Source organism: Rhodopirellula europaea 6C (assembly GCF_000338295.1).
Lineage (GTDB): Bacteria > Planctomycetota > Planctomycetia > Pirellulales > Pirellulaceae > Rhodopirellula > Rhodopirellula europaea.
On the sequence record NZ_ANMO01000176.1, the window covers coordinates 20,652 to 33,216 of the forward strand.

Annotated in this window: 2 protein-coding genes; both read right to left on the reverse strand. The window is 54.8% G+C overall.

Features of this window, described 5'->3' with window-relative positions:
- Positions 1 to 19 precede the first annotated feature (19 nt).
- Complete coding sequence (locus tag RE6C_RS18510) at positions 20 to 667, reverse strand: PEP-CTERM sorting domain-containing protein (protein ID WP_008658953.1); 648 nt, start codon at positions 665 to 667, stop codon at positions 20 to 22.
- 113 nt (positions 668 to 780) lie between these two features.
- On the reverse strand, positions 781 to 11,382 hold the full coding sequence (locus RE6C_RS18515; protein ID WP_008658954.1) for a cadherin-like domain-containing protein: 10,602 nt from the start codon (positions 11,380 to 11,382) through the stop codon (positions 781 to 783).
- Positions 11,383 to 12,565 lie beyond the last annotated feature (1,183 nt).

A 12,565-nucleotide genomic window follows, 5' to 3' on the forward strand; every position in this document is an offset into this window, starting at 1 on the left:
AACTTAGCGAGCAGGTGTACTAACACGCGACAAATTTCGCTTTCTTCAAACGCTTTCGAGAAGCTTGCCCCCCAAGACCTACCCCCAGAAGGCTCAACGCCAGGAGCGAAGAGGGCTCAGGAACCGCGACAGCAGAGATTGTGATGCTCCCAGGACTAAAGGCCTCTGCGAAACTTCCTCCACCACCGCCACGACTCATACCAGTTGGTATTTCGTTGAAAACCAGATCGAATGAACCAGTTTGCCCAGTCGCAACGCTGAATTGAAAAGACATCAGTCCGGCGTCGTCAAAAAGTGCAGGATTTGAGGTATCCGAAAAATTTGAAGATCCACCTGCAGTGACCCCAACTGTTTGGGGAACAACTGCTGATCCTGGGAACAAATCAACATGACTGACCGGCTCGCTAATGGCACTGAATGTCACGCCTGATATTGTCCCGGTCAGATTCGCTGCATTGACAAACGCGTTCCAACCAGCGACCTGATCCCCGATGTCACCACCATCCGCCGTCACATAGACATCAACGATGCCCGTGGTGGGGTTAACGCCATCGCTGATAAACGAATCATCGTCGATGGTAAAGGTAACAGCAGCCGGACAAGCTGTCGCAAAACAAATCATCAGCACGCAAAGTGCGGATGCAAGAGATTTTCGAACGAGGGACATAAGACTTACCAGTTAAACCAAAATATTTGACGACGCGATGTAAAACTAACATCCGCCCCCCCACTGAGCTATCGGCGGAGGGATAGAATAGCTGCGAATGAACTCGGAATCCACTAGAAATCCAGGGAATCCAAAGCTGCATCCACGGACGATGCTTCCAAAGTGGATGGATCTGACATTTCACCCAGTCCATCGACCGAATCATCATCATCCTCGAAGGCCATCAATGACATCATCGGAGGGGATGGCAAAGTCGCGGTCTGCGGCGGAATCAGGCCAAATGCGAACTGCGCGTCTGCAGTGTCAACTTGACCCGAGCCGTCAAGGTCCTTCCTCACATCGTAAGCGTTGCCGGTTAGGAAGGACGCAAAAGAAGTTGAACCATCAGTGAAGGAGAACCTGGAACTGTAAACCGTCGAGGCATCATTGATATTTACCTCTTCGTTTGCATTCGCATCACCGGGAAGCACGTTGAACTGGAACACGAAGTCTCCACCCTCGCTGTCGTTACCAGACGGCAGGGCACTGAGGTATTCACCATCCAGATCGATTGTTCCACCCAATCCGGCGGCGACCGTGTCGAAAACCGTTAAGGTGACTCGATCGTTAACGATAAAATCGCTTAACGTCAACGTTGCGATGTGCGAGACAGGATCATAGTCAACAGATGTGATCGACGGGGTATCCACCCCCTGAAGCCCTGCAAATGCAAAATCACTTGCAGAGAGCGTGCTGGTGACTTGGGCGTTAAATTCAACGTGAATTTGATTCAAGTTGATCCAGGGCAGTGTGTCGAACTGATTCGCCGGATTGATGGAATAACCCTGGCGACCATCCGGTGAAGATCCGTCAACGAAATCGTTGAAGGCATCCGCCCAAATTGTACTACCAACCTTGATCGCGTTGATCTTCAAATTGTCGTTGTCGACAATCAAGGCAAGCGCTTCGTCACTGAAGTTAGCACCTGGCCCCGACACACCAGGGCTATAAGTCGAACTTAGACTGACTGCGAAGCCTTCATTTCCTTCAACAAGGGCGTCATCGGTAATGTTGAAGGAGACGTTTTTGAATTCATCACCCTCTTCAAAGGTGACGGTTTTGCCACCAGCAAAATCATAGTCAGCACCTTCCGTCGCACCAAAGAGATCCAGGGTGTTCAGCGTCACCTCAATGGTGACCCCCGTGGGAATGGGAGAACTCACCGAAATGGTGAACATTCCGGTCCCATCGTCTTCACTCACTGTCAGATCGTCGACGGTGAACGTCAAGATTGGCTCGACGGTCACTTCGATCGTCTCAGTATCGACCACGCTGTCCTTGTCGGTCACCGTTACCGTGATCGTGTAAGTTCCTGGGTCGGCATAGGTGTGACTGAGAGCGAACTCCTTCGGATCACCGCTGCCGATCGAACCACTGTCCATTGCTCCGGCATCGTCGTAGTCGACGGTGTAACCCCAGTCCGCATCAGCACCCGGATCGGTGAAGGTCACTGTACGAGTGAACGTGTCGCCTTGCACGATCGACGCAGCCATGCCGACGGACAAATCGGGTGCAACATCTTCGACGGTGATGTTAAAGGAGGCCGTTGACGAATTAATGCCGTCGCTTACTCCTATAACGATTGGCTCTACCGTATCGCCATCTGTTGGAGTGTAGGTGTACTGATCACCGTTAACTCCAGTGATCATTCCATCACCAGTTACAACGCTGTAAGTCAGCGTATCGCCATCGGGATCGAAACCAGCCAACGTGATTGTTACTGGTGAGCCTTCCTCAACGATCTGATCAGCAACCGTCAGAGTCGGCGTGTCGTCAACACCGTCGACGGTAATCGTCACCGTGGTTGTGCTCGTCAGTGCCCCATCACTGATGGTGTACTCGAACGTGACGTCCTCGCTTTCGGTTTCATCGAGATCATCAAAATCTGAACCTGGATCGTAGGTAAACGTTCCATCGGCAGCCACGGTGACAGTACCGCCAGGACCGCCGCCGGTTCGAGTCAGCGAAACCGGCATCCCAACGTCACCGCTCACACCATTAACTTCAGTCACCGTCAATGTTGGCGAGTCGACGTCGGTGTCATTTGCCAACACGCTGTCATCGGTCGTGTCACCCATGGTGGTGTTGCCATCGGCGTCGTCGGCAGTGAGAGTCGAATCGGCATCGACCGAGTAACTGTCCGCGGCAGCTTCCGGAGCATCGTTGACCGGTGTGACGTTGATCGCGAAGATCCGCTCCATGCTTTCGCCGCCGTTACCATCAACGACCTTGAACGAGAACGAATCGTTGCCGACGTAGTCTTTATTCGGCATGTAGGTGAAGGCACCCGTTGTCGGATCGGTGATTGTCAGCGTGCCGTTGCTGACATCGACAACAACTTGGAACTCCAGGTTGGGAACGTCGGAAGTATCGACATCACCGCCGGTGAGAGCATCTGTCAGCAGCGTGTCTTCCGGTGTTGTTGCACTGTCGTTGGCGGCGGTCGGAGCATCGTTGACGCCGGTGACCGTGACCACAACGTCACCATTGGTCGTGCTGTTGCCGTCCGAGACGGTGTAGCTGAACGTTTCGGTGGCATCTTCGGTGACCGCCAAGTACTCAAACTGACCATTCGGATCGAACGTCAACGTATCGTCACCATTCAAAGTAACGGTACCGTTGCCACTGGTCAAAACAATTGGAACCCCGACTGTCGGTGTCTGCCCGTCAATTGCAGTGATACTTAGCGTATCCCCTTCGGGATCAGTGTCGTTGCCGAGAACATTGATTGGGCCGCTCGCCGTGTCTTCATCCGTCGTCGCAGTGTCGTCGACGACCACCGGCGAATCATCGACACCGTTGACGGTAATCGTCACCGTCGCCGTATTGGAATTGGCGAAGGTGTCAGTCGCTTCGTAGGTGAACTCGACGATCACAAACTCACCGCTATCCAAGGCGTCGAAATTGCCTTGCTGATCGTAGGTGAACGAACCGTCCGCATTGAGCGTGACCTCTCCGGCAGCATCGCCACCAAGCGGCGAAGCCCCAGCGGCCGAGGTGACAACCGTAATGGTTCCCGGCGAAGCGACCGTCAGCGGGTCAAGATCGACATCGGTGTCGTTGCCAAGCACACCCGGTGCTGCGACAGATAGCGTGCCGTCTTCATCGACTGAGTAGGCATCGTCGTCCGCTTCCGGTGTGTCTTGCTGGGCGATCACCGTGATCGTCACATCAACGGGTGCCGACAGGGCACCGTTATCATCCTCCGCTTGATACTGGAAGGTATCGGTGCCGTTGAAGTCGGCGTTCGGAGTGTACGTAAACGTGCCGTCGGAGTTGAACGTCACGGCACCGTTGCTGGGCGATGAGAACTGCGTCGCCGAGACGACTGTTCCGTCAATATCCGAATCATTCACCAGAACGGTCGATCCATTCAGAACGGCGTCTTCGTTGACCGTATACGAATCATCAGCAACGGCCACAGGTGCGTCGTTGACACCCGTAATATCGACGTCGACATTGGCGGTCGAGGAAGGCAATGTTCCGTCGCTGACCGTGTAGGTGAAGCTGTCACTACCGGAGGGCTGAATATCATCGTCATCCAGGAAATCAAACGCACCACTCGGGTCATACGTCAATGTACCATCAAGTTCCAGGGTGACCGTCGCGCCACTAGCCAGCGTGACGGTGTCCTCAGGAGCCACGGACATTCCGTCGATCGAAACGACCGCGACATCTTCGCCGTCCGGATCGAAATCGTTGTCGACCACATCGATCGAAACGCTGCTGTCTTCGTCAGTCGAAGCCGTATCGTCTACGGCAACCGGAGCGTCATCGACACCCGTCACCACGATGCTGACCGTAGCCGGGGCAATGGAGTCATCCAATCCGTCGTTGGCGAGATAGGTGAATGTTACCGTCACCGTTTCGCCAGGAAGCAATGCGTCCAGAGACCCTTCTGGGTCGTAGTCGAAACTTCCGTCTGCGTTAATGACGACCGAACCGGCCGATGCTCCGTCAAGGATGCTGGGGGTTAGACCATCACTATCACCTGCTGCGGTAGCAGAAACGGTGCCAGGCGATGACACTTCCAGCGTGTCACCGACATCAATATCGGTGTCATTGTCCAACACACCCGGTGCAGCAACCGACAACGTGCCGTCAGCCTGAGCCGCATAATCACCCGGGGTATCAGGGTCGTCGTTGGCGACCGGTGCGTCGTTGGTACCGACAACGGTGAATTTGACCGTTCCGGTATCGCTGAGCGAACCATCAGTGACGGTGAAATTGACAATGACTTCCGCAGAAACTCCTTCGGCCAAGCTTTGGTAGATTGCAACCGATGGATCTAGACTGAAGTCTCCGCTCCCCTGGTCGTACGTGATCCCCGCTTCTCCGAGCGTGGCGGGCACGCCGGCAACCGTCGCGTTATCAAAGGTAAAGGAGCTCGTCGTTAGTGTGTCGTCGACATCAGTGGCCAAATCACTGATTTGAGCTTCAACGCCACCTAGCGTTCCGTCAAAGACGGCGTCATCTTCGTCGATCGAAGCTCCGGTGTCGAAGTCTTCTGCAACTGGTGCGTCGTTGACAGCTTCGACCGAGATCGTCAGCATCAATTGAGTCGTTTCCTCGTTACCGATTGTGGGGGCGGGATCCCCGGTGTCGGTGACATCGGCCACGATGAGAATATCGCCGAAGAAGTCGGGAGCCGTGGTGAACGACCACATGCCGTCCGTACCCGTGGTCAATACTCCTTCACTGGCCGTGATCGGTACTCCCCCCACCGTTGCCGAGCTAAGCGTGAAGACCAGCGATGCATCGGGGGTCTCAATGTCGTCCGCCAACGTCTGCAAGTTGATGCTCAATGGTGTCATTTGGTCTTCGGTCATCGGGAAGACCTGACCGTTGGTAACCGTCGGTGCGGTGTTGACTGGATCGATCGTGATCCCAACCGATGTGGTGGTCGTCGCAGAAGCCGGAGGAGCTGTCACACCTAAATCATCAACGGTGATCACCAACGAGTCGGTGCCATTGACATTTTCATTTGGAGTGTAGGTCACCGATGCCAAGGCGGCGTTTAGCTCGGCACGAGTGCCAGAGAACGTGAGCGTTCCATCGCTGCCATCGATGTCCGTGCCCGTGATCGCAGTTGCCACAGCAATTGAACCGCTCGTGACGCTGAGCGTCACTTCCATCGCATCAGGACCTTCACCCAGGGCGATGTCCGCGTCATCCACCACAATCGGACCGATTCCGATGGAGGTAGGTACCGCAGCAGTATTTTCATCAAGCGTTACGTCTGCAGGAACAACGACGGTAGGACTGTCGTTGACCGCAGTCACGTTGATCACGACCGATGCGGCGTCTGACTTTTTAAAGTCGTTCTCAAGCATGCCCGAGCCACTGTTGTAGGTCTGCCCGTTGTCGGTGACCTTGTAAGTGAACGTGACTGGACCGTTGAAGTTGGTGGTCGGTGTGAACCGGATCACCTGGGTTCCCATCACCGTCAACACATTGATTGTGCCGAGTGCAGGCGGAATCGTCGTGACGTCGGTGATTGTCAACGCCTGGAAGTCCTCATTGGCCGGTCCGGCCGTGGTGCCGGCGGCGTTGAGCACATCAATGTCGACGAACGATGTGTCTTCGTCGACCGTCACCGTCACCGGACCGGCGGTCGGCTTGTCGTTAACACGACGGTAGTTGATCGTCACCGTCGCCGTGTTTGAGCTTTCCGGAGTCGTTCCATCGTCGACGATCGTGTAGGTGAAGGAATCGCTGCCGAAGTATTCACCGTCGCTTGGCGTGTAGGTGAACGAACCGTCGGTGTCGATGATAACGCTACCGCCATCGTCAGTCGCAACCGTCGTCGGGCCGGTTACCGCTGTTCCTTGAACTGTGGCAACAGTGATCGTGTCCGACTCATCATCGAAACCGATCTCTTCGTCGTTGTCGTTGCCGAGCACCGAACCGGTCACATCGGCATCCCCTTCGGTTGCCTCGAAGTCATCATCGACCGCGACAGGTGCATCGTTGACCGGGTCGACCGTCAACGCGATCGTCGCATCGTCGAATTTCGTGGGCGTAGGCGAATTACCAAGGTCGCTAACATCGACGATCAGCTCATCGGGACCGCTGAAGTTCGCATTCGGCGTGTAAGTCAAACCATCGGCTAGTGCCGAGTTGACATCGCTCAAAAGTCCGGTCAGCGTCATTGTGCCGTCCGAACCGTCCAGGTCACCGCCAGCCAACGCACCCGGGTCGACAAGCGACAGAGTGCCTTCGGTGACCGTGAGATCCACAGTCACTTCACCCGTGCCAGGAGCTTCATCCACGTCAACATCGGTGATCTCAAGTGTGCTGATTGTCAACGGCGTGTCTTCATCAGTCGAAGCCGCCATGGGGGCACCGTTGATGACCGGTGCGTCGTTAACAGGATCGACCGTGATCGTCACATCAGCGACAAAGCCAAAGCCACCGTCACCGTCACCCAGCAAGTAAGTGAACGAATCGGTGCCGTTGAAGTCATCATCCGGTGTGTAAGTGAACGAACCGTCAGGGTTCAGTGTCAGGTCGCCGTTGGAAGCATCTCCACCGGGAGCAAGCGAGGCGACCAGCATCGTCCCCTCGTCGAGATCACTATCGGGTCCGTTTCCGTTGTCATCGAACACGTTGCCCGACAGCGCTGTGTCTTCAAGCGTGTCGAACTCATCATCTTGGGCAACAGGAAGGTCATTCTCACCCGTAATGTTGATCGTGACATTCGCAGTCGCGGAAGCGCCATTGGAGTCTTCAATCGTGTAGGAAAATGTCTCGGTCGCCCCGTCAACCGACGGGAAATCGCTGACGGCGTAATCAAACGTGCCGTTCTCATTGATCGTCAAGGTTCCATAGGTCAGCGGGATCGCTTGAGGGTTGGAAGTGAGCCCCACCCCTTCAATCTCAGTTTCAATCTCAGTGACGGTGAAGGTGTCCCCATCAGGATCACTATCGATGCCGTTTCCAGTGTTCGCAAACAGATCACCGCTAATTGGGCCTGCACCTTCGACTGCCGCGTAGGTGTCGTCGTTAGCAATCGGCGCGTCGTTTTGACCGGTGATCGTGATCGTCGCTTCAGCCGTGTCGGTTCCGCCATTACCGTCGCTGACGGTGTAGCTGAATACTTCGTCGACCATATCACCGGCTGCGATACTCGCGGTAACCTGATAGTCAAACGATCCGTTTGCATTGATCGTCAAATCACCGTATGCCAGGGTGACTGTGTCGCCACTGGCAACAGGAGTATTCGTTGTTCCATCGTCGATTTCGGTCACGCTGAGCGTGTCCATCGCATCGACGTCGGTGTCGTTGGCCAAAAGGCCACTTGCGTCATCCACCTCCAATAAACCGGTTGGTTGCTCGTTGACGGCATAGCTGTCGTCATCCGTTGCCACCGGAGCATCATTCTCACCGGTCCCGCTGATGTTCACGGTAACCGTGTTGGATGTCTTGAAGTCATCCTCGAGCATCCCCGTACCGAGGTTAAACGTCTGCCCGTCGTCAATCAGGCTGTAGGTAAAGCTATCCGAGAAAGCTTCGCCCGCGGACAAGCTTTGATTTGGCGTGTAGGTGAACGTGCCGTTGGAATTAACTGTGACCGAACCGTTGCCCAGCGTAAGAGGACTGGACGCGTCGATGGTCAAGGTGTCGTTTTCTTCATCGGAGTCTGCTCCGTTGCCGTTGTCGACCAGCAAGTTGCCGCTCAGTCCGGCGTCTTCAGCAACGCCTGTGAAGTCATCAGCTTGGGCGACAGGTGCATCGTTCACAGCCACGACACTAACCCAGATTTCACCATCGATGAAATGACCTGAGCCGTCGGTGATCTCATAGACAATTTTGGCGGTGCCGTTGAACTCGACGTTACTGGTGTACTGCACCGTGCCGCCGGTACTGCTGACTGTGCCATCGAAGCCGGGAGCAACCTGAAACTCGGAAATCGTATCAAAGTCACCTTCAGTGACCAGGATTGCCTCGGTGGAAACCTCACTTCCAGACCCGTCTTGCTCTGGAATGAACCAAGTCACATTCGATGACCGCACGAGCGGCGTTGCACCATCAAGGGCCGCCGGTATCGCTGCCGCCGTGGCGTCTTGAATCGTGTCGAATGCCTCGAAATCATAAACCAAGTCAGCGACGTTCGAAGGCATTGGGTAGATGCCGTTGGTCGGAGTCCAGGTCACCAGATCTCCCGACTCCAGAGCGCCCATGTCTTGATCGATGTAGGTTTGGTCCGCGTAGAAAGTCGTCGGTGCCCCTGCTGGCTGACTGATCGTCGCGACGACATCATTGCCGTCACCCCCGTCGTAGTTGATCGCGACCAAGACAGTACCACTTCCTCCGATAATCGGAACGACAACTTCGGTATCATCGATAAATCCGGCGAACTCACCGGCAACCCCGTCCGATCCGTCATTGTCGATCAAGACGTAAGAAGTCCCCGGTGCAGGAGCGCCGACCAACTGCAGATCAAGCGTTGCACCGGTTACATCAACCGTACCTGTGACGGCAAGCTGATCGTGCCCACTGCCAGGTCCGCTCGCGTCGACAATTTCAAGAACAACCGTTGCACCGGAGACATCGAGGTCGCCGGAAGTTATCACGCCTGGACTGAATCCTGGGTCGAGCACTGCACCGGGATTGGAGAGCGTCAGAGATCCGTTGATTGTGGGCGTGCCAGAGAGAGCGACTGGCTGGGTGATATCAATGTTTTCCCCATAGACACCGTCCTGCACAACAACGGTACCGCCGGAATTAACGACAGCAATGCCTTCTGCAATCCGCCCCGTCGAACCGACCTGCGATCCGGACGTATGAACGTAAACAGTCTCGAAATCGAGCGCCGCATCAAGCAACACGGTGTAGTCGACAGAACCAAACGCAGTGACTGACGCGGCGTCGCTCAAACTGGCAGGGCCAAAGTAGTTGCCCGAAGCATTGATGGTAAAACCAGTGCTGCCGTTTCGAATTGGCAGCGTCGTTTGACCAGAAAAATCGCTTCCTGAAATGGTTGCACCACCCACCCCAGCGAAGGTCCCGATTCCGCCGGTCGGATTACCAGCAATCATGCTATCGCTGACGACTAGCGAATTGATGTCCGAGACTGCGATCCCATATTGACTGTTGTTAATCGCACTGACATTGTCGATCACCAAATCAAGGGCCGGACTAGTTGTCGCACGAATACCATGACGTGATGGCGAACCAGTCACCGTCAGGTCAGCAATTGTGATTGCGGTCGCCGCCGATCCAATGATCGAGATGACTCCATCATCCGGCCCGCCAGACGTCCCGTCGATCACAACATCAGCGGAGCTACCGCTCGCACCCTGCAAGGTTAGGTTCACAGAAACTGCGACCACTTCGTTGTATGTCCCTGCTGCCACTGTAATAGTCGCATTGTCATCCGCGACTGCGGTGGCACCTGAGATCGTCGAGAAAATTGCTTGCTCGTACCACGAACCAGTAGCGTCATCCAGTGCTGCTGCGTTTTCAAACGTGTTGTCGCTCAGCATGTCAGCAAACGTTTGCGATCCGTCAAGCGTCACGCCAGCGGCAATGCTGATAAAGCGATCTGTTGGATTCGAAAAACTATTGCCCGCGATCGGCGCCGCCAAAGTAGCCCCGCCACCGAGCCCCAAGCCTCCGTTATCAAAAGCATTGTTCACGACAGTTAGGTTCGTGACATTCTCGGTACTTCCAATGCCATTGTTAACAAACAAATTGCCACTAATCGTTGCCACATTGACCCATCCTGGGCTGGCTCCACCGGCAAGAGAAACCCCTGTGACCCAATCTTTGATCACATTATTTTCAATCATCACATTTGATTGGGATGCGGTATTGGCAACCAAAATCCCACGTTTGGCCAGGGCCGGTGTCTGATCAACGCCGCTGCCATCAATCGTGAGACCCGCGATGGTGACATCATCTGCTTCCACACGAATGACCCCTTCCAGCACTGCTTCGCTGCCCCGAGCGACATCATTGCCAAGAAGACTCGCGTTCGGACCAACTAATGTCAGTCCCGGAGTGCTGATCAACAAACTTTCCGTGTACGTGCCTGGGGCAATATTGATAATTGAACCAGAAGTTGCAGCATCGATTGCTTCTTGAATCGTGTCGTATGCAGTGCTGTCAACGGTAACTGGTGCCGTGGGCTCAAAGGTCAAACCAGCAACATCGTCGCCGCCCGTGCTGACCACACCATCCGCTCCGCCCCAAGTGACAACGGTATCAGCAGTCGGATTTGCTGTAACAAAATCCGAAGGATTGTCAACGTACAGCAAATCCCCAGCCAACAACTGACGTTGCTCGAGCGTTTCGGGGCTTAGCCTATTTCTCGTGGTGCTCTTGCGCCGTGTGCTCTTGCGTTGCTTGTCGTTCTTTTTGAAACTTACACCAAACGGCAACATCGCGGTGAAGGGGACGCTGGGTCGTTTTTCGATGGAAACGACGAACGATGGGTTGGTGATGAAGTTCCAGAGTGCAACGAGCCCAAGACCGATCTTGGTAATCCAACTGCCTTTGAACGCGTTGCGGTAGCGTTCGATGCGTGCCTTTTGACGCTCGATGAACATCGCCTTCCGTTCGTTGGCTTTGTGCTCCCAACGATTGAATCGTTCCCGCATTTTGTTCATGCGAGCGACGGAGGTGTTTTGAGTGCGGCCGGCGAAGTTGTGATGACTGGGGCGAATCGACATGGAAATTCTCTAGAAAGCTAAGTCAAATGAATTCGGGAATGAGGCCTTGGGGAAACAAACTTCTGGTCAAGGCTTGATTGGCTTCAGCGACGTTTTCGTCGCGGGGTGCGGCATGGCCCAGAGGGGCCAGCCAGGAACGTTTGATCACGTCCCAATCAAAGGATGCGGAGGGCGAAATACTTGCCAACGTGATTGGCAAACCCGCCCTCGTGTGAGCGTGGAAAACAGGATCAGTGACGCACAAAAATCGCCCTGTTTCGCCTCACTAATCGCACTCTGGCGATTTCGTGGAGTCGCGGTTGCTTGAATGCACCCAACCATTGCGTCTTCTCAATCGAGGTAATTTTGCCGCCAAAAAGCGGCTTGAAATCAATTCGCTCGAACCCCAGCCCCCCCTTTATTTCACTAGAGGAACAGCATTCGCGCACCCCGTCTCAGGGGTACCAGCTCGAGTATGAGGGGAGATCCTAACTGGGGGTTTTAGGGGAAACAAGCATTCAGTTCATTAAAATCCGGAGAATCCCCCTCGCTTGGAAAAAAGTTCCTTGTGACGATAAGCGATCATGTGAACACCAACCCGTAAAATGCAATCTTTTCCTGCTTTTTTCAGTTCCAAACGCCCCCAACGACACAAAAACTTTTTTTCTTGTGAGTACAAATCCGGCGGTCGAGCGTACAGACGTTCATTCACTGAACTTCCACTTGGAAACAAACCACCCAACCGGACGAGTGACATTTCGTTCCCTATTGTGATTCGAGCGTCTCACCTCCTTGATACCAAGCACCGCTATCAGGCTTATCTCCTGAGAAGACGTATTCGTCGTCTCCGGGGGACCGCCGAAGAATGCAATGGCCCGTCCCCATTCAGGCTGCATCCACCGGAAGAACCGGCCATCGCGACTTCACCGCAGGGTCAACCGGACAGGGCATTACGACCTCGTATGCGAACGAAGCTTGGCGTTGAGTCAGTCGTCTCAGCGATGGAGGACGGCGATCAAAAACCTTGCCAACCACCCGCTGGCAACGGGGGCTTGCACGCCGTTGAGCACAACCCTTGCGTGGGTGGCTCGTTGTGCGTTGATCGCAGCGTGAGGACCGAATTCTGGCGGATGCGGCTACGGGTGAACCGGCCTTGCTGACGCGGCGGGTTGTGACAGCTTGAGGGGCGGACGTGAGACTCACT

What these genes read in the sequence shown, in the direction of transcription:
- RE6C_RS18510 (WP_008658953.1), bottom strand. Translation starts at nt 667, where the DNA reads ATGTCCCTCGTTCGAAAATCTCTTGCATCCGCACTTTGCGTGCTGATG.
- RE6C_RS18515 (WP_008658954.1), bottom strand. Translation starts at nt 11,382, where the DNA reads ATGTCGATTCGCCCCAGTCATCACAACTTCGCCGGCCGCACTCAAAAC.